Annotated in this window: 15 protein-coding genes; all 15 read right to left on the bottom strand. The window is 45.4% G+C overall.

The features are described 5' to 3' along the window. Positions 1 to 69: 69 nt before the first annotated feature. Positions 70 to 1,323 (bottom strand): stalk domain-containing protein, encoded by a 1,254-nt coding sequence (locus ABD014_RS19775; RefSeq protein ID WP_343864040.1) that lies wholly within the window; start codon positions 1,321 to 1,323, stop codon positions 70 to 72. Positions 1,324 to 1,403: 80 nt separating this feature from the next. Beyond that, positions 1,404 to 2,789 carry an ABC transporter substrate-binding protein gene (locus ABD014_RS19770; RefSeq protein ID WP_343864038.1) on the bottom strand — a complete coding sequence of 462 codons (1,386 nt, stop codon included), beginning with the start codon at positions 2,787 to 2,789 and terminating at the stop codon, positions 1,404 to 1,406. Between the two features lie 62 nt (positions 2,790 to 2,851). After that, positions 2,852 to 4,144: an insulinase family protein gene (locus tag ABD014_RS19765; RefSeq protein WP_343864036.1), complete on the bottom strand. Its 1,293-nt coding sequence runs from the start codon at positions 4,142 to 4,144 to the stop codon at positions 2,852 to 2,854. Then, the gene (locus tag ABD014_RS19760; protein WP_343864034.1) at positions 4,128 to 5,960 is read right to left on the bottom strand and encodes an ABC transporter ATP-binding protein; all 1,833 of its coding nucleotides are present in this window, start codon (positions 5,958 to 5,960) and stop codon (positions 4,128 to 4,130) included. Before ABD014_RS19760 ends, ABD014_RS19765 begins: the two co-directional genes overlap by 17 nt. An 84-nt stretch (positions 5,961 to 6,044) precedes the next feature. After that, positions 6,045 to 6,254, bottom strand: a complete 210-nt coding sequence (locus ABD014_RS19755; protein WP_343864032.1) for a hypothetical protein — start codon at positions 6,252 to 6,254, stop codon at positions 6,045 to 6,047. A 102-nt stretch (positions 6,255 to 6,356) separates the two neighbouring features. Beyond that, positions 6,357 to 7,910 carry a radical SAM protein gene (locus tag ABD014_RS19750; RefSeq protein WP_343864029.1) on the bottom strand — a complete coding sequence of 518 codons (1,554 nt, stop codon included), beginning with the start codon at positions 7,908 to 7,910 and terminating at the stop codon, positions 6,357 to 6,359. A gap of 247 nt (positions 7,911 to 8,157) precedes the next feature. After that, the gene (locus ABD014_RS19745; protein ID WP_343864027.1) at positions 8,158 to 9,138 is read right to left on the bottom strand and encodes a VanZ family protein; all 981 of its coding nucleotides are present in this window, start codon (positions 9,136 to 9,138) and stop codon (positions 8,158 to 8,160) included. 314 nt (positions 9,139 to 9,452) lie between these two features. Beyond that, positions 9,453 to 10,088: a polysaccharide deacetylase family protein gene (locus tag ABD014_RS19740; protein WP_343864523.1), complete on the bottom strand. Its 636-nt coding sequence runs from the start codon at positions 10,086 to 10,088 to the stop codon at positions 9,453 to 9,455. 43 nt (positions 10,089 to 10,131) lie between these two features. Next, a complete protein-coding gene (locus tag ABD014_RS19735; protein WP_343864025.1) occupies positions 10,132 to 11,616 on the bottom strand; it encodes an alpha-N-arabinofuranosidase in 1,485 nt (494 codons plus the stop codon). A gap of 22 nt (positions 11,617 to 11,638) precedes the next feature. After that, positions 11,639 to 12,499: a carbohydrate ABC transporter permease gene (locus tag ABD014_RS19730; protein ID WP_343864023.1), complete on the bottom strand. Its 861-nt coding sequence runs from the start codon at positions 12,497 to 12,499 to the stop codon at positions 11,639 to 11,641. A gap of 8 nt (positions 12,500 to 12,507) precedes the next feature. After that, positions 12,508 to 13,377, bottom strand: coding sequence for a carbohydrate ABC transporter permease (locus ABD014_RS19725; RefSeq protein WP_343864021.1), 870 nt, complete (start codon positions 13,375 to 13,377; stop codon positions 12,508 to 12,510). A 70-nt stretch (positions 13,378 to 13,447) separates the two neighbouring features. Continuing rightward, positions 13,448 to 14,767, bottom strand: a complete 1,320-nt coding sequence (locus ABD014_RS19720) for an extracellular solute-binding protein (RefSeq protein WP_343864019.1) — start codon at positions 14,765 to 14,767, stop codon at positions 13,448 to 13,450. Positions 14,768 to 14,883: 116 nt separating this feature from the next. Then, a complete protein-coding gene (locus ABD014_RS19715; RefSeq protein ID WP_343864016.1) occupies positions 14,884 to 16,464 on the bottom strand; it encodes a response regulator in 1,581 nt (526 codons plus the stop codon). Continuing rightward, complete coding sequence (locus ABD014_RS19710; protein WP_343864014.1) at positions 16,452 to 18,263, bottom strand: sensor histidine kinase; 1,812 nt, start codon at positions 18,261 to 18,263, stop codon at positions 16,452 to 16,454. Before ABD014_RS19710 ends, ABD014_RS19715 begins: the two co-directional genes overlap by 13 nt. A gap of 426 nt (positions 18,264 to 18,689) precedes the next feature. After that, a complete protein-coding gene (locus ABD014_RS19705; protein WP_343864012.1) occupies positions 18,690 to 19,526 on the bottom strand; it encodes a YitT family protein in 837 nt (278 codons plus the stop codon). Positions 19,527 to 19,780 lie beyond the last annotated feature (254 nt).

Genomic DNA, 19,780 nt, shown 5'->3' with positions numbered 1-19,780 from the left:
AAGCCTGAAAATGCTCTCTTCTACTTGCCGACTTGGCAATGGAAGAGAGCATCTTTTATGTTCAAACGATTATTTTCTGGAGGCAGATGCCTTGATCGTCAGGGTTGTTGTGCTCTTATCCCATTTCACCTCAGCCCCGAGCAACGGGGATAGATCGCGGGCCATGATGTAGGAGACCCCTGAGAAGGTATAGAAATGGGTGACCGTTTTGCCGTTTATCGTTGGCGCTTTTTGGGCGCTGTCATAGCCTACATCGACTCCTAATAGCTTGCTGACCGACCGTAATGGAACGTAGACGGTGCCGTCAAACAGTCGTCCGGGTTCCGCGGTTTTGCCATTCACCTTTATTTGAACGGCTGTAGCGGCTGCGAAGCTTCTCTCATTCGGGATCCTTGTGATGATGACGCGGATTACTTCTTCTTCAATTAATTCGGGGGCGTTCGCCGGGTAAACCGCAACTTCATGTTTGCCAGTGACAGAACCTAAAGTGGCCGTGACCGAAGCTTTTCCTAAACCGATTGCCTTAATATTTCCCTGGGCCCGGGCCTGTATAACCTGTGGGTCCGTCGTTTCCCAAGATGTTAACTCGGTTACATAGGCTGTGTCCCCATTATCGAAAACCGCCAGCGCATTTAATTCCATACCGCTATTGATGCTTAGCTTGATTGGATCAGAGGCGGGCGGAAGAGTCCCGCGAACAATTTCAATTTTTTGGGGAGCACCTACAAGAAGATGCGCAGAGATTGTGCCATAACTGTGAACGGGTTTTCCTGCGGCATCCTCCAGCATGGTTCCCTCAGATACGATATGGATTGAAGTATCCTGGGTCTTGACCTCTTGTTTAACCGTTAGGAAAAAGGAGGCAAACGCCTCATCGGTCGCCTGATTGATCGTTTTGTTATTTAGCGCTGATATGGACAGCACGACTTCCTGCCTGCCATCGGCAGGATTGGAATCCTCCGGATACGGATTTTCGATACGATAATTGGGGGTCTCGAAGGTTTGGGAAGGAATGAAGAAGGTATCATCTCTCCATATGTACTTCCCAAGATCCTCATCGAAGCGTATGTTCCCCTCGGTCGTAAACACATTCTCATCATAGCTCAGGACAACTTTAGCGGAACGAAGCCCGCTCAGATCAGAGGGAATATTCGAGATTTTGACGCTCACCAAGACGCTTTGTCCGGGAACCAGGGTAGTATAATTGGTTGCCACATCAACGGATACCTTCTTAGCGTCCGCTGCTGATGCTATACCTGCCAAGCTAGCGATCGACACGAGCATAGCAAGCAGCGCCGCTGTTATTTTCCTTAAGAAATACATCTAATAAAACCTCCATCCTTAATCAACAGTTAAAATTTATATCGGCCGGATGGAGGAATCTGTGTATAACCGTCATCTACCTACTCGTCGTTTTTCTTGGGAGCCTCATCTTTTACTGCCTTATCCAATACGGCCTGTCCTTCCTGCTCTATCGTCTGCAGCGCCTCCTCAATTGATTTCTTCTTCTCCTCGACCAACTTCAGCTCGCGATCAACGATCGGCCGGTACTGAGAGTAAAAACTCTGAGGGATTTTATCATTGTCCAGCGAACTTGCCCCGTCCAAATTCGGTTGTAATTTGTAGAACGCGTCCAGGCTGACGCCGTCATATTCCTTCGAATATCCCATACGGGACAAGAGCCCGTTATTCAACGATTTCGATTTAATCTTGGCGAACGGTTCCCCGTTCACAAATTTCAGAAATTCCCATGCGGCATCGACATTTGGGGAGTTGGCCCGGATGGCAGACAGTTCATTAATATTGATATCTCGGGATTTATCAGGTTCGGCCGGATCAGCCGGCCCCGCAACGATGCCAACTTGAAATGGATTGTAATCCTTGAGTGTATTCTTGGCATTTTTTATGTTGCTCAACAAATGAGACCTGCCGGTTGTCATTGCCGAACGACCCATCAAAAATACCTGACTTTGATAATAATCTTCAAGTGTTCCGCCCTGGAACCCGCCATCCTTAGGATTATAAATTGTACCCGAGTCGATTGCGTCCTTGGCCAGCTTATAGACCTGCTTCCAGGAATCCGTATTCAGCGTAATTTTCATCGTATCTGTATTGATATCCTTCAAACCCTGGGTATTTGCGATGGCCGAAGCGAGCTCTTCCATGGACATGCCGTAGTCGCTGCCAAATCCGTAGATGCGGGTCTTCTCATCGCCATCGGTTGGAAACCGCCGGGCCGTGTCGATGATTTCCTGCCACGTCATCCCGTCATGCGGCACTTCAACTCCGTATTTGGCGAATAGATCTGCATTATAGAAGAGGGCATTTCCGTAAAAAGAAGGAGCTAAGCCGTATAGCTTGCCATCGCCCTTCTTCTTAAGAATCTCGATTAATGCCGGATATATGCTTCCGATATCGTACTTATCACGTTCAATCAAGGTATCGAGCTCCAGCAACTTACCTTCCGCAGCGAATTTCTCATAATTGTCCAAGCTCAACATAACTACATCCGGCTGTTTCTCCTCTATGAAATCTGCAAACGCTTTGTTATAATCCTGAGGATCCTCTGAATAGATACTATTCGTGGTAATCACTTCAATATCTATATCAGGATATTGCATCGCAAACAAATCACCATATTGCATGAAAAAATACGCTTCGTCCGCATACATGATTTTGAGACTGGAGCGCTGCTCTGTTTCCTTGGTGGAAGCGCTGGAGCACCCCGTAAACAAGACACCGCATAACAGAACCAGTAACGCCTTACGTATCCATTTACTTCTCATCATAACCTCCAAATAATAGCTTCATTTTGCTTCTCAAATTAATAACGTCGAAGCAGAAGGAATAGTTACCTGAATTTGGGAGAAACCAATGAAAAATCCTGGCTATTTCCTTGAAAGATTATAAATAAGCAGTCTTCGTATCTAAGTAGCTGTTGCGCTAAGATTCTTATATCTATATAAGAAAGATCATCCATCATCTTCATCAAATTCTGTATTCTTTGTTCGTATGAAATGAGAGGATCGTCTAAAATAAAATGATCTATACTTTCTTCCATCAAGTTTGGCAAAGCCAAATCGCTTAGATAGGCTTTTGAATTGAAATATTCCAAATACTCTTGTTTAGTTTCCTCAAAATAAGATTTCAAAAAAATGGAGTCCTTTTGAATATGATCAAATACCCTTTCCATCACATCAGTGATCTTTTCATGCAAGTCCGAACAATACACAATTTGCATCTTCAAGAACTGGTTACAATTCATGAAGTTGACGAAACTTGAGGAAAAATACGAAAACTCTACATTGGATTCTTTGAATGCATGAACACATGCTTTTTCGAATACTGTCGCAAATATATGATTACAAGTCTCGTTCTTTATATTTATTTCATCGGATATCATGTTACTAATGTACATTTCTAGATGATTAACCTTCCAGGAGGTAACTACCTTCTTGATTGTCCCTGTTTCTAAATGAAGTTGATAGCATCTATTCATATCATTCGATTCCGCATTACTTGAGCAAGAAAGGCTTCCAAACTCGGTTTCAATCCATTTAATAACTTCATCGGTTCTGGTGTCGCCTGCAATATTTATAGCCATTCTGTCGGGAGTATACCATTTTTCGTGAAAGGCTTTAACTTGCTCGAAGCTAAGACCTTTTATAACTTCTTCGTCTCCCATCGGTAATCGTGTTTTGTAAAATGAATCCTCAAATATTATTCTAAGTACTTTACTGTTTATCCCTTTATTATTAGTAATCACTTCTTGAAGTACATCCTGTTTCACTTCATCTAATGCCTCTATTGTTATATAGTTTCCTAATGCTATTTGTTTCAAAATGAATAAGCCGTGCCTAACGGCCTCGTTACGATTTGGACATTTTATTACATATACCGTTCGATCAAAATCCGTTACTCCAATGCTATTGTATTGTACATCATCCGTATAATATCTATATTTATCGAATACCATGCTCATATGTTCTACTACATGGGCGAGTCCATTTTCAGAATCCGATTCATGAAGCGACCCTACTTTTAAAGCCAGACTTAACATTACTTCATCCTTTTCAATGTCGGTCTCCCGGACACAATAAGCAAGTCTATTAGGAAGAGTGCCTTCGCTAATGCGATCCTTCATTAACAAGTTCCCCCTTCATGTACATGTCTGACTGTAGGTTGTACAATCTTGCATATTCACCATTGTATCTAAGTAAGGTATCATGATTTCCACTTTCAAGTACCTGTCCATCTTTGAGAACCAATATTTCGTCTACCAGTCGAATGGTAGAAAGCCGGTGCGTGATGAGAATGGTCGTCTTATCAGACATTAAATCCCGAAATTTGGTAAACAACTCAAACTCTGCCTCGGCATCAAGTGAAGCGGTAGGCTCATCCAAAATGAGAATACTGGAGTCGGACATAAATGCCCGGCTAATGGCAAGCCTCTGCCACTGACCAAGTGATAACTGGGTCGCTTCAGACCATTCCTTGTTCAGCATGGTTGCATACTTTAAGGGAAGTTCTTCAATAAAGCGATCCGCACCCGATTTTTCCGCCGCTTTTTTTACTTTCGGAAAATTATTTAATTCTTCAATTGCACCAAGTGCTATATTCTTCTCGATATCGAAGGGGTACTTAATAAAATCCTGAAATACAACCCCGATATGTTTATAATATTGCTCCAGATCGATGTCATTTATGTTAATGCCATCTATCAAAATATGACCTGAAGTAGGTTTATACAGCCTTAGAAGTAATTTAACCAGCGTTGTTTTGCCAGAGCCGTTCAAGCCTACAAACGAATAGCTTTGCTTAGCTGAAAGAATAAAACTAATATTCTTAAGTACAAACTCTTCTCTGCCCGGATATTTAAAATATACGTTTTGAAATTCAATTTTCTCAAAATCGGCAGGGTAAGGTATACAAGCCGCTTCTTGTTTTGGAACTTCCCTCTCTAACAATGAAAAGAGATTTTGAATATAGAGAGCATCGTCGTACAGCGAAGAGATGGATCTTAAAATATTTTGTATCGAATTCTGAAAATTTGATAAGGTACTGATAAATAAGGTCAAGTCTCCCAAGGTTAAGTTTCTGGAAACCACTTTAACGAGAATATAGATTTGAAAGCTATAAGAAACGATATTTTCCAACAAACTAGCCATACTGTTTTGTATGGAAAATTTCTTCCTTATTTTTTTATCTTCATTCAAAAAAGTATTAAAGTCATTGATAATCATGGTCTTAAAATAAGAATTTAACCGGTTTACTTTAACTTCTTTAATATTCTCATAAGTAATAATGATAGATTTGAGATAATTGATAAATCTTAACCTCTCAAAACGTTTTGTGAAAATATCAAACAGTTTTGAGGACATCTTGATGTTAATGATGAGCGAAGGCAAACATGCAAAGAAGCTTATTAAGAGAATAAGCGGGCCAAAACTCAAAAAAATGACGATAGCCCCAATCATAGATGAAAGATTTTGCATTGCAAGGATCAGGGTTCTAAGGATATTCATGGAGTGCTGCGAAGATTCGTTATTTACTTTCTGAATACAATTATATGTTTCAGCATTGTCGAAATCGGCCATTTTCATCTGGTCAATTTTATCGAGCGTCAATTCCGTTATATACTTATTCATATAATCTGCTTGGTTAGACTCTAAATAACGGCAAATGTTATGCATGATGTTATTAAATTGCGTGTACAAAAGATGAATCAATATCCATAATATCGGCTTAGACAGATCCTTACTGGTTAAAGCCTCTACGACACTATCAATAAAGAACTTCCAAATGATCGTTGTAATGGGAATCGACAATCCGGCTAATAAATTGAAAAATAACAATAAAATTAAAGTATGTCTCGAGCTTCTCCAAAGTAGAGATAAGATTTTCGCCAACATTTTAATGTAGTCTTGTACATTGGTTAGTTTTTCATGTAATACTTTCATATAAATTCTCCCATAAAAGAATGGTATGAAAACAGGGCCCTATCCATAAATAGTGGCCCTGTTTCAATTGACTAAAAACTGAGATTAATTGATGTATGCCGCTGTGAAGTTCGCCATTTGGTTCTTGGAATCTCCTGCGCAATAGCATGCACATCCTGTACCTGCGCTGGACTTGGCAATATCTACTGCCACAGCAGCGGAGCCTGAGCAAATACAGCCTTGCATTGGAGATACGCCATAATATGCTTGTGTATCCATCTTGGTTGTTCTACCTACGGGATGAATCAGTTTCATACTAAACATCTCCTTTTGAATAGTTTTATATAGGAATAACATTCCGTATGACCCGGTATCATCAGAATGCTATAACTACCTTAATCTGCGGCCTAACCTTCTTTACGAGATAATCATTTCATTAAAATATTGTATTTTTTCAGGAGTATCCTCAATTAATTGGTGATATCTCTGTAAGTAAAATTTGGTAATCGCCTTTTCTGCGTAACAAGTATTCATTTTTTTATTTTCATCCAGTCCATCCGTTTGATAGCATGTGGCGAAACAAATTCCGCATAATCGAACTGCCCAACAATTCGCGCAATGTTGAAGCGACTTGTTGGAGTACTCCTCATAGTAGCTACGATAAACCGCTTCTATATCGATTCCACGTTCGATATCTCCAATGTAAGGTGAGTTAGACATTCTTTCGCATACTTTAAAATCACCCTCAGTAGTAACGTACAATCTTCTCTGACCGGGAATACAACATCCATTCATATGTATCCCCAGTAAAGGCTCGTCCGTTATTACTCTGTTGTGAATACGCATTAATTTGGTTTGACTAATGTCTTTAGCCATTCCTGTTATTCCGGTATCCTTATCTATCGTTGAGAAAGCCCAAACTCCCAAAGGATCGGCCACCTCTTCACTGTCATAAAACTCTTCAAAACTGATCTCTCTTCTTACAACCCCCATTTGTTCCCAATCGATATCCCCTTGATCCACGTATGAACAATTGATATTGGTGTCCGGGGGTAGCCAATCCAATGATTTGAAGAAATCGTTAAGCTCATCAATTTTTTCTATACTATAAGGAGGACAAACGACGGAGTTAATGCCTAATGAATGGTCGGGTTTATCTTGAAATGCCTCTACCAGTCTTCTTAGGCCCTTCATAGCTCTATTAAAGCTCCCATTACCACCTACCGTAACACGGTAATAATCTTGAATATTCTTTGGTCCGTCCAAACTGCATAAGACCGAACACTTCTCCAAAGAAGCCAGATATTCAGCTATTTCATCAGTAACGAGCGTTAGATTTGTTGTAAAAGAGACAGATATACTGACTTCACTCATAATATCCTTACTGTATTCGATGCATTGCCGCATCAATTCAAAATTTATTAACGGCTCTCCCCCATAGAAGGTCAAAGCCAAACTCTCTCCCACATTTCGGGAAATGTAATCCAAGGCTTTCTTGGCAGTCTCCCAATCCATATCTTTCTTTGAAAAACTTCTATATCCAGTATTATCCTCTTGGTAAATACAGTATTTACATCTTAAATTACAGTTTTCAGTCAATTCCAAAATAACCTGCTCTATGCCTCCACTGATGATACCTGGCAATTCTGATTTCTTAGGAGTAATAAATTCTTGGAAGGATGGTGCCTGGAGGATTTTCTCTTGCTCAACAAGAGCCAAAATCGTATTCAAAGCGCTTTCAAGTTCAGCATCAGTGAAGTCCAACTGGGCAATGGCGGCGGGGTCTGAACTTGTTAACAAGCTTTCCAAAATTTCCGATTCTACGACATCACATAGAAACACCTTTCCAGTTCCGGTGTCGTAAAAGTATTTATTATTCTTAGTCTCGAACACCGTCCCCAAACGTTCCCAATCCGACTTATGCATATTACCTAAAATTGATATTTTCTTATCAACGTTTGGACTCACCATCCATTAAACCTCCTTAAAGAATCAAATTTTTAATCACAATCCGTCTAAAAATAGATGCTTAATGAACCGCTTGGCTGAAATGTGACTTTTTTCACTTTAATATGCAATATTTTCCTTATCTATAAATCTATGATAGCTCTTATCCCTTATTTTGTAAACAATAAATATATCTTTAAAATACTTCTAGTATTTTCAATAAAAACATAAAAATAAAAGCCAACTTTCATTTCGTTGGCTTTTATCCATATTAATTTATGATACTAATAAGAACCGCTTTAGCCACTTGCTTATCTTCGTTCGATAACCACACTCTAACCGAAGGAGTCGGATCCCCAGTCTCTAACAAGGAGGATAGATCCGAACTTGTTACTTCTTCATACTTGCTGATGACGGTATTTTTATCGGAGGAAATATTTCTGGTAAATATTTTTGTTGAGCCATTGATTTGTATATGAACATACTCCTCGTCCGTTTCTTTTTCCTCTGTTGTTTGCATATATTTAGGATTCATATATACTGTTATTTTATTCGCTTCAGCAGCTGCCAAATCTCCAAACAAGTCTGCCTCTGCTTCATTCCACCCCGTCATGATCTCATCATTTTCATTAATATATTCGACCTTAGCAGTTGAGAAAGATAGCAAACTAGGGTCAACCATCCGGATAGCGGCGCCCCCAAAGAGTCCTGCTACTAAGAAGAAACCAACAAGAGACATCAGGAATTGATTCTGGGAGGATGTTGATTTATGTAACCATTTATATACACCGACACCTATAACTCCGCCCGAAAAATTCAATATAATATCATCGATGTCGCTGCTCCCCAAAGCAAATACATACTGAATAACTTCGAACGCAAATGAGGTCAGCAGCAGGCAAAGAAATGAAATACGCAGAGGCTTGTTGCGTGCAGCATAAGCTACGAAAACCCCCAAAGGAACAAAGATAGCAATATTCCCCCCTATATTGGCCAACACCCTCCCCATGTCAATATTCTCACTTGTCATAAATTCAATAATCGTATTAAAAGGAATGATATTAATGCTTCTTAATGCTGACATGATTCCTGAATGGAACAGTGCTGACAAAGGAATGGTCTTAAACAAAATAACTTTAATGGCAATAAAAGCATAGACGATAAACATGGCGTAAAATAGGGCAAGCAATAATCTGTTGGCACCGGCTTTTCCCGGGTTGTCCCCCCATCTTTTGTTCATCTCAGAATCCACGCTACAGTCACACCTTTCTTCAGATCCTTTTTTCGTGTCCAAACAAATGATTCATTATATAAAAACGTTAATCTTGAATAATTAGTTACATTTCTCCTTGTTTTCTTTTTTTTGTAATTACCAAAAGTCATAATCATTCATTCTTAAGGAGCATTATCTATAAATCTAGAAACCGGTGATAAGACTATCATTAAGGGGTGCTGCAATTCTGATGAAAAGAGGAGTTTATAGAGGATGATTTTATGAGGAACGGCGCCTTCTGATCACAACAAAAAACCCTGTTTTCGAATTCCGAAAACAGGGTTATGTCAACGTCATTCATGGTATTCAGCAAGTGCAAGCAACTCGTTGACCGTCACAAACCGATATCCTTCGGCAGCCAGCTCCTGTACCAGCACCTGGACGGCCTTGATCGTCTGCGCCCGATCGCCGTACCCGTCATGGAACAGAAGAATACTGCCGTTCGCCACCGTCGGCCGCGTGTGCTCCACAATAAAATCGGCGCCAGGCTGCGGTTGCTCCCAATCCTTCGCCTCTCCGTTGACGCACCCGATCGAATGGTAACCAAACTCGGCGGCAAGCGAAAGGATGGCCTCATTCACGGCGAAAAACGGCGGCCGAAAGTTCGAAGCCGGTTTTCCCGTCACCCGACGGATCCGCTCGTCCCCCAGCAGGATTTCCGCCCGAGCTTCCTCCACCGTCAACTGGGTCAAGTCCGGATGCGAGTAGGTATGATTGACCATCTCGTGTCCGGCGGCATGAACCTTGGCTGCGATGTCTCCGAACTTATCGATCTCTTGACCAATCATACAAAATGTCGCCCTGCCGTTTATTTTCTGGAAAATCTCTAGCACCTGTTCCGTAAATACTGGATGCGGTCCGTCGTCGAACGTAAAGGCGACCGCCTTCTCTTGCGTCGGTACCCGATGCACCAACGAACCTTTAGCCATAACGCCATGATTCCGATATTTCATAGTCCCTTCCCGCCTCTCTTTAAGCAAGCGTCAGCACGACAACGGACATCGGCGGCAGCGTTGCCGACAAGCCACCTTCACTTACGTCCGTAACCCCGTTGAATGCCTGAGGTTCCACCGTCTCCGGCTGCTCGAACGTGTTATGCGCGTTCATATCGGCATGCGCCAGCACCCGGCCGGTCACCTTCTTTACCCCCGCCAGCCCGCGCAACCGCAATGTTACGGCAGCTTCGTGATGCGGGTCGACGTTGCACAGGCTGATATCGATGGTGCCGTCCGCCCGCTTCGAAGCCGATCCGCTGACTTGGGGAATTGACTCTTCACCTAAATGATACTCGTCAGCCTCAAGATAAAGCGCCAGCGCCGCCGCATCCTGATGGACCTTGAACATCTCGAAGACATGATAGGTCGGCGTCAGCAGCATCTTCTCCCCTTCCGTCAGAATCATCGCCTGCAGCACGTTCACCGTCTGCGCAATGTTCGCCATATGGACGCGGTCGCAGTGACGATGGAAGATGTGGAAATGCAAACCCGCGACCAGCGCATCCCGCATCGAATTTTGCTGGTACAGGAAGCCCGGATTCGTGCCCGGCTCCACCTGGAACCAGTTCCCCCACTCATCGATGATCAGGCCGACCCGCTTCTTCGGATCATACTGGTCCATAATCGCCGAATGGCGCGTAATCAGCTCATCCATGTGCAGCGCCAGCTGCATGGTCTCGAACCATTCCGCCTCATCGAAGCCCAGGGCCGGCCGTTTGACCTCGAATCCTCCCGGCACCGTGTAATTGTGCAGGCTGAGGCCGTCCATATATGTGCCGGCTTCGTGCATCAGCGTCTCCGTCCAGTGATAGTCGTCGACATTGGCGCCGCCGGCGATCTTATAAAGCCGGTTCTCGCCGTAATTCCGGACATACGTCTGGTACCGGCGGTATTCGTCGGCGTAATACTCCGGCCGCATATTGCCGCCGCAGCCCCAGTTCTCATTGCCGACGCCAAAATATTTCAGCTTCCACGGTTTCTCCCGGCCGTTCTCTCGCCGCCAGTTGGCCATCGGCGACTCGCCGTCGAAGGTCATGTATTCGACCCATTCTTGCATCTCCTGCACAGTGCCGCTACCGACGTTGCCGCAAATGTACGGCTCCGCACCCAGCAGCTCGCACAGATCCAAAAATTCATGCGTGCCAAAGTGGTTGTTCTCCACGACGCCGCCCCAGTGGGTATTCACCATGCGCTTCCGCTGCTCCCTTGGACCGACGCCGTCTTTCCAGTGGTACTCATCGGCAAAGCAGCCGCCCGGCCAGCGCAGCACCGGAATACGGAGACCCCGCAAAGCCTCCAGGACATCGTTTCGAATCCCGCGGGTATTCGGAATCGGCGAATCCTCGCCCACCCAGATGCCTTCGTAAATGCAGCGGCCGAGATGCTCGGCGAAGTGCCCGTAAATATGGCGGCTGATCGTTCCAACCGGTTGATCGACATTGACTGTGATCGTTGCTTTCATCGCATATTCTCCCTTCACGTCTTTATCCTTTGACTGCTCCCGCAATCATGCTTTTTTGGACTTGCTTGTTCAGCAGCAAATAAATGACTACCGTAGGGACGGTCGTGATCATCAGCCCGGCCCCAATAATTCCCCACTGCGTAATATAAGTTCCGACCATTGACATCATCCCGACTGTCAGCGTCTGATAGTGCGCGTCATTGATGAAGGTCACCGCAAACATCAGCTCGTTCCAGCAGGAAAGGAAGGTAAAGATCGCCACTGTAGCGATCGCGGGACGAATCAACGGCAGAATAATGTGAAAGAACGTTCTGTAGATGCCGCATCCGTCCATGACCGCGGATTCTTCCATCTCGCGGGGAACGCCCTTAAAGAAGCTGCCCAGAATGAACACGGCCATCGGAATCCCAAAAGCTACATATGGAATAATCAACGACCAGTAGGTATTCAGCAAATGCAGGCTTTTCAGCACCATAAACAGCGGCAGCAGCGCCGCGTGAATCGGAACCATCATCCCGAGGAGGATCAGCGTCATCGTTAAATTACTGAGCTTCCAGTTCATTCTCGTGATGGCATAAGCCGCCATGGACGATAGGATTAAAACAAGGATAATGGAAGCTGCGGTCACCAACACACTATTATTGAAGTAATTCATCACGTTGCCATCCGACAACGCCTTGGCATAGTTGCTCCAGAGGAGCTTCTTCGGAAATCCCGCCACATCGCCACTGAAGATTTCGCTGTTGTCTTTCAACGAGAAAAACGCCAGCCAAATAAGGGGATAAATTTGTACAATCGCCACGATGACTAAAAAGAAATGCAACAGGAATTTCCCAATGAATGGCGGTTTCTTGGGCAACCTTGCTTCTGCAGTACTCAACATGCTCACCCCTATTCGGTCTTGAAGAATTTATTGATGATTACCGTAAATATCAAGCATTCCAGGATAATAAAGACGGATATCGCACTGCCATATCCATATCGGTACGTATTGAAAATCGTCGTGTACATCAATGTGCTCGGCACCTCGGTGGCGAACAAGGGACCGCCGCCCGTGAGGACGTACACCAGGTCAAATACTTTGAAAGCACCGATGACGGAAAAGACCAAACATACTTTGAGTATAGGTTTCATCAATGGAATCGTAATGGCAAATGCGGTCCGAATACGGGAAGCCCCGTCAATTTTGGCCGCTTCGAAAATATCCTGCGAGATCGATTTCGCCCCGGCATACATCAGCAGCATATGATAACCGACATACTGCCACAGGGTCGGAATGAACGAAGCCGCGAGCGCGGTCTTCTTCTGCCCAAGCCAGTCCTGAGCTAGTCCTGAAAGTCCTACGTTCTCGAGCAATGTATTTAGAAGGCCGTAATCCGCATTGTAGATCTTGGACCATAATTGCGCGATGACGACGGTCGAGATCAACACCGGAATAAAATACACCGTCCGATAAAAGCCTTCGCCTTTCACCGAGGACGCCAGGATCAAGGCAAGCAGCAGGGAAATAGGCAACTGAATGAAAATAGAAGCCGCCGCGAACAGCAAGGAGTTCCGGATGGAATGCAGGGCTCTAGGATCCGTGAACATCTCTACATAGTTATCAAATCCGATAAAAGTACCTTTACCGACGCCGTTCCAATCTAATACGCTATAATAACTCGAGACGAAAATCGGAACTAATACAATCCCGCAAAAAATGAGAAGGGTAGGAAGAACGAATATCGCAATCGCTGTCTTATTCGAAAAAACTGAATTCATCGTGAGTTCTCCTCTCAAAGATGTGGCCAGGGATTCCCCTGACCACATCCGGCTTGAGATTATTCAAGGATCAAAGACTTAGCTCCGTCGGTCTAACCTGGGCCATCTGTTTGCAGAACTCTTCAGGCGTTATATCGCCTGCCAAGAGCGCAGCAATCAGGTTCTTATGCGTTTCTGCAGATTCAGCAGGAAGAATGTTGTCCCACCAGGTTATAAAGGAGGTGGCGGTTTTCATAATATCGGCGGCCGATTTGTCCAGCGTGGAAAGACCTGAAGTATCCAGTCCATCAATATTCCAGCTTGGGAGGCCTGCACCGGCGAGATATCCTTGCGTACCCAGTTGTTCGCTCAAATACATCAGGAAATCAACCGCTTCTTTCGGATGTTTCGTCGTGCTGGTGACATAGAAACCGTCAACGGCCCCGCCGAAGATTTCCGTTACTTTGCCCTTGCCGTCTTCAAACGCGGGGAAAGGAATGACTTGAACCTTCCCCTTGGTCGCCGAGGACGGATCTTCGATACCGGCATTCACCCAGTTAGCTTGGAACATCATCGCACCACTGCCTGCATTAAATGCGCCCAGCATCTCATCATAGCTCATGCTCAACATGCTGCTGTTGAACGCGCCCACCTTCGCCAGTTCCTGCATCTTAGCAGCGGCAGCAACGAAGTCCGGCGAGTCCCATTTGGAAGGATCCTTAAATGCCTCAATGACCGCGTCATGTCCTGCCTGGCGCATTGCAATCATGTCGTACCAATACATGCCCGGCCAACGGTCTTTCTCGCCGATGAGTGCCGGAGTAATTCCTGCTGCCTTCAGTTTCTCTACTGCATCAAGCAGTTCCGTATAAGTCGTCGGGATTTTGGCTCCCGCTTTTTCGAACAACTCGGTGTTCACATAAAGGTTGGCAATATGGGTGTACACGGGGAGGGTATAGATTTTACCGTCCGTTTCGATGGCTTCCGCCATCCCCGGTGCCATCTTCGACTTGATTTCATCCGTCAAATAGCCGGAAATTTCAAGCACATTCTCAGTTTCGATATAGGGCTGCATGAAACTTCCGCCGCCCATGCCGTAAAAAATGTCTGGCGCTTCATTGGCCGCCAATGACGTTTTGATTTTGGTCTTATACTGTTCACCGGTCGTGCCCGTCCGTTCAATTTGGACATCGGGATGCTCGCTGTTCCACTTCTCGATAATTTGCGGCAACAATTTCGCCGACGGGTCCGTGTTGCCTACTGACTGATCCCAAAGCGTCAGTTTGATGGAATCGCTTCCACTTCCTTCCGGGGATTTCCCTCCGGAAGAGTCGGATGAACATGCAGCTAAACTACCTGCTAGACCTAACGCAAGGATGATACTCATAGATCTTTTTAACAACGCTTTCATCTCTTTGACCTCCCAATTAGAATTCGATGCATCTACCGTTATTTTAGGGAAGATCCTCCGAGACCTCCATTCAAAATAAACGCATTCCCTTGTAAAATTCGAGCATCCCTGATTCTTCACTTTGCGTTCCTGTACTCGTTCATAGATCTGCCGGTTGCCTTCTTGAAGAGGATACTGAAATAATGCGGATCCGAAATGCCCACCTGTTCGCCAATCTCGTACCCCTTTAAATCCGTGGTTTTCAAAAGATTTTCCGCTTTTTTCATACGCAGGTTGGTCAAGTACTCTACGAAGGTCTGGCCCGTTTCTTTCTTCATAAGCCGTCCCAGATGGCCCGGACTGACGAAGAAAGCCCCTGCGATGCTGGCCAATCCGACCTCCGGATCGCCCAGGTTCTGTTCCAGATACGCTTGCACCTGACTGATCAGGTTCCCTTCCTTGGCTTGTCTTTTCGTATAGATCGCCTGTGAAATGCTAATTACGTAACGCTCTAAGGTTTGAAACAACTCCGGCAAATTGTCGGCCGTAATGATGGAAACCAGTGTTTCCTTGTTTAACCCCTGTTCACCCTCGAGCTGCTGTTCCATCGCCGCGCGCTGGCATTCGTTGATCACATCCATTGCGGCCATGCGGAACTGCGACACGCTCGCAAAGGAAACGTCAAAGATATGATCCAGCATCTGCACGGCGCTTTCCGATGAACCGACGCTGACGTAAAATTGCAGCTGCCGCAGAAGCTCCGAGTTGGAACGGTACGTCTCCTCCTTGCTGTCAACCGTGTCTTCGAAACAAACGACCTGATTATTCCCCACGAACGCTTTGTAACGGATCGCACGGCAGGCTTCCTGATATCCCAGATAGGCCTCCTCCAGGTTTTCGCGCTTCCGCCCGACTCCGATGTTGACCACGCATTTCGCGGAAGCGATTAGCCGGTTCATCAGTGTCTCGCAAGTCTCGGCGAGATCCCCCTCTGGATGAAAGGAACTGATGACGAACTGATTTCGGGTGTCGGACAACATCGTGACAAGGGGATCATCCTGAAAAAAAGCCTCAATATTCCGCTTACACACCATTCCTAGCAGAATCAACTGCTCCTCGGTATGTTTTTCGGATGCCGGGTTAATTTCGACAACGGCGATTTGATGCGCAACCTCATGTCGGAACGCGGGCAGTTTGAAATATTCCGCTTGTTTCCGGATTTCTTCCCGGGAGAGCGTCCCCTGCAACCACTGCAGCAAGAATTTCTCCCGGAGATACGGAAGATTCCGCTCCATTTCTTCCTTCAGTCTTGCCAATTCCCCATCCCGAGACCGTTCTTCCTCAATCTTCTGTTTGAGCTTGCCAGTGACATGCAGCAGGTCCGCAGCCCGGATCGGTTTAAGAAGAAAATCGAACACCCCGATTTTGATGCTCTGCTGTGCGTATTCAAATTCGTCATGGCCGCTCACGACCACGATTTTGATCTGCGGGTGCTTCTCCAACACCCTTCGGCTCAACTCGATACCGTCGATATTCGGCATATAAATGTCTGTAAAAATAATATCCGGTTTCTGCCGCTCCACCAGCTCTAGAGCTTCCTGAGCGCTGGAAGCTTCCCCCACGATCTCGAAGCCCTCCTGTTCCCAGTCGATGCGCATGCGAATCAAATTCCGGATTAAATGTTCATCGTCAACGATCAGAACTTTTAAATTTTCCAAGGCGAATCTACTCCATTCGGTAGGATTAACGTAATGTTGGTCCCTGTACCCGGTTCGCTTTCAATATGGAATACGTCTCTATCATCGTAAAAAATGCGCAGGCGTTCCATGGTACCCCATAGGCCAAAGCTCTTGATTTGACCTTGTCTTTCCGTAAACAGGATTTGCTCGATCTCCTCTCGCGACATGCCGATGCCGTCATCGGAAATGGATATTTTCGTGGATCCGTCCACATTTTTAATGCTGATCCGTATGACTCCTTTCGTCCCTTTAGGGCGAATGCCATGGTACAGCGAGTTTTCAACCAACGGCTGCAGCACCAGTTTAGGAATCGGGGTCTGGCTGCAGTCCTCCTCTACCTCGAACTGAGCCTCAAAGACGTCCTGATATCGCACGCTCTGGATTTTCAAGTAATTCCGCACCATCTCGATTTCTTCCCCGACGGTGATCACGTCTTGTCCTTTGCTAACGCTCAATCGGTAGTAGCTCCCCAGCGCCTCTATCAAGTCGCATACCTGTTCATTGTCTCCTGATAGCGCGAGCGACGTGATAGAGTCCAGCGTGTTATACAAGAAATGAGGCTTGATTTGCGATTGAAGCGCATTCAACTCCGCTTTGCGTATCGTTTTTTGCTCCTCGATGACGCGCTTCAACAGTTGATCAATCTGCTCGATCATTTGGTTGTATCCGTTATACAACTGCTCGAGCTCGAAGCTGTTCTGCTCCGCGTTGACCTTCATGAAATTCCCGCTAGGGGCTTTATTCATCGCTCTAAGCAGCTTCTGAATCGGTTTGATGATGCTGCGCGAAATGACAAAGGAGCTGACGAAGAAGATGATGCCATTTATGATCAGCAGAAGCAACGCCAACAGCACCAGCGATTGGTTGCGCGACTCCATGCTGTTGTGCGGCGAAATGCTCACAAACTTCCAATTATTAGCCCCGCCTGATAGATAGGTCACCGTATACGTCCGGGAACCGAAATGCATCGTAAGATAGCCCGAATCGCTCCGCCGAAACTGCTCTTCTAGCATCGTCTTGTTCGTGTCCAACAGCTCATGAAGAACGACACCCCCTTGTTCATCCGTGGAATCGGCCACAATGGTCTGATTGTTCTCATCCAGAATAGCGATTTGCAAGGAGTTCCCATTCAACAGCTTGGAGTAGGCCTGAACCAGGGCGTCATCTTTGATGTCTATGACCAACACCCCAAGAGGGGCCGTATTGTCGATATCCCGAATCAGTCGAATAAAAGAGACGATATTGCCGTCGGCGGTTTCCACAGGCCATCGTCTGTTGTCGAGCCTCAGAATATATCTTCCTTTGTTGTTTACAACCTGGTCGTACCAAGGGGCGTCCTTGATGTCTACCTCCATGTACGTTGGCAATTCCTGGGTTGCTACGGTAAATCTATGCCCCTCATTGTCGTAAATATGGACCGAGTCGATGATCGGAACCGCTTGCATTAGATTGTACAAGTATGCGCTGACCTTTGACTGGGCTTGCAGGTTGGCGTACACATCCCCCTGCCGGAGCAAATTCTGCAAATTGCGATCCGAGAAGATCATTTTGGAATAGTTGTTGACATTCTCGATCATCAAATCCACGTTAGTCCTTATGGACGTCACCGTCTGCAGTGATGCCTCATTAATTTTCTTCTGGGCCGAACTGGCTGAAATTTGATTCAACACCAAATAGCTGAACCCGACCGTCAACAGAATCACCAAGAAATAGACAAACGGGATCTTAAATGCTAGTTTTTTCGGTTTACCGTAACTTAGAGATCTTATGCTTTCCATCAACCGTGCCTTCACCGTCTGGCCCCCCCGCCTCTTATACCGTAAAAATCTCACAATCTTCATTATATCGATAGCTTGCGGAGCCAGACAATTTGAAGACAACCCATTATAGGGTAAAAAACATTGCCTATACGCACAAAAGGCCTCCTGCCACGCTTGGCAAGAGGCCTCGGTTTAAACGATTACAACCCGCGTGTCGACCCTAAGTTCCTGATAGTGCTCTGGGCTGCCTCTCATCGACGGGTTTCAAAGCGCTTTCATAATTAACCTCTTCAATAGAATTGGGATTGGTTCTTCCTATATTCTAGGGGAATATCTGCAATAACTACATTCAAAATACGTACATCTGCTTTCAAAATTCAAACATCTCACCCTGCGTAACAGGAGGCTCATCCGTTTGAGAGCCCCCTCAACCATCTACGGTACTTACTTCGAAATATCCAAAAATCCCTCGCCGAACACATCCCGCACGTCGTGAATGGTGAGAAATGCGGCTTGATCTATGGATTTGACGATCTTCTTCAGCGTGGATACCTCTTGCTTGCTGATGACGATATATAGGACTTCCTTCGGGTTCTTCGTATAGTACCCATGGCCCGACAGCACGGTAACTCCGCGGTCCATCTCGGTAATGACCATCTCGGCAATGTCGTTCTGCTTCTCTGAGATGATCATAATCGCCTTCTTAGGATTCAGTCCTTCAATAATGAAGTCCATCACCTTGGTGCCTACATACAAAGCGACGATGGTCAGCATCAGTTTCTCCGGACCAATAATAAAGTAGGAGGAAAAGGCCACGATCAAATCGAAAAACAATAGCGCATAGCTGATATTCCAGTCGAGAAATTTATTAGCAATCCGGGCTAAAATGACGGTTCCCGCCGTCGTTCCCCCGACACGTACAATCAAACCGATTCCGGTTCCCACTAACACACCCGCGAAGACCGCATTAATGGTCAGCTCATGCGAAGCGATCGTCCAGCCTTCTGTTAAATGTAGAAACAGTGAATTAAAAGCAACTGCAAGAATCGTATACACCGTCGTCTGCCGATCCAGAAATTTGTAGCCGACAATCAGCAGCAAGCCATTGATGATGATATTAACGATGGAAGGGGACCACTGGAACAAATAGTACAGAATAATGGTGACCCCTGTAACGCCCCCCTCGCCAAACTCATTCGGGATGACAAACAGGTTGACGGCCAACGCAAATAAGAAGGCACCTACAATTATCGTAGCGATATCCGCAATTCTCTTTTTCATATCTACTCTGATCCTCTCTGCAGCATTTCTAGCCTTACAACCAGATCATCGTATCTGACTTACAAGTATAAAGTCAATATGACTTCTACACTTTAATTCGCTATCTAATTCACTCAAAAAAGGACGTATGGAGCTAGATATCGCCTTGTATTCTTTACCTTTTTTCCTAAACATACTCATTAAAACCGGAACCTGTACAGGGAGGAATAAGAAATTAGGCTCTCGAACCCCGAATGCAGAGGTCTAAAGCGTTA

The organism is Paenibacillus motobuensis (assembly GCF_039521865.1).
GTDB classification, from domain to species: Bacteria; Bacillota; Bacilli; order Paenibacillales; family Paenibacillaceae; genus Fontibacillus; species Fontibacillus motobuensis.
The sequence above is the reverse complement of the archived record's forward strand: the minus strand, read 5'-3'. Positions and strand labels throughout refer to the sequence as shown.

Coding starts and splice junctions, on each gene's coding strand:
- ABD014_RS19760 (WP_343864034.1), bottom strand. CDS start 5,960: ATGAAAGTATTACATGAAAAACTAACCAATGTACAAGACTACATTAAA.
- ABD014_RS19735 (WP_343864025.1), bottom strand. CDS start 11,616: ATGAAAGCAACGATCACAGTCAATGTCGATCAACCGGTTGGAACGATC.
- ABD014_RS19725 (WP_343864021.1), bottom strand. CDS start 13,377: ATGAATTCAGTTTTTTCGAATAAGACAGCGATTGCGATATTCGTTCTT.
- ABD014_RS19705 (WP_343864012.1), bottom strand. CDS start 19,526: ATGAAAAAGAGAATTGCGGATATCGCTACGATAATTGTAGGTGCCTTC.
- ABD014_RS19770 (WP_343864038.1), bottom strand. CDS start 2,789: ATGATGAGAAGTAAATGGATACGTAAGGCGTTACTGGTTCTGTTATGC.
- ABD014_RS19710 (WP_343864014.1), bottom strand. CDS start 18,263: ATGGAAAGCATAAGATCTCTAAGTTACGGTAAACCGAAAAAACTAGCA.
- ABD014_RS19720 (WP_343864019.1), bottom strand. CDS start 14,767: ATGAAAGCGTTGTTAAAAAGATCTATGAGTATCATCCTTGCGTTAGGT.
- ABD014_RS19755 (WP_343864032.1), bottom strand. CDS start 6,254: ATGAAACTGATTCATCCCGTAGGTAGAACAACCAAGATGGATACACAA.
- ABD014_RS19740 (WP_343864523.1), bottom strand. CDS start 10,088: ATGGCTAAAGGTTCGTTGGTGCATCGGGTACCGACGCAAGAGAAGGCG.
- ABD014_RS19765 (WP_343864036.1), bottom strand. CDS start 4,144: ATGAAGGATCGCATTAGCGAAGGCACTCTTCCTAATAGACTTGCTTAT.
- ABD014_RS19775 (WP_343864040.1), bottom strand. CDS start 1,323: ATGTATTTCTTAAGGAAAATAACAGCGGCGCTGCTTGCTATGCTCGTG.
- ABD014_RS19750 (WP_343864029.1), bottom strand. CDS start 7,910: ATGGTGAGTCCAAACGTTGATAAGAAAATATCAATTTTAGGTAATATG.
- ABD014_RS19730 (WP_343864023.1), bottom strand. CDS start 12,499: ATGTTGAGTACTGCAGAAGCAAGGTTGCCCAAGAAACCGCCATTCATT.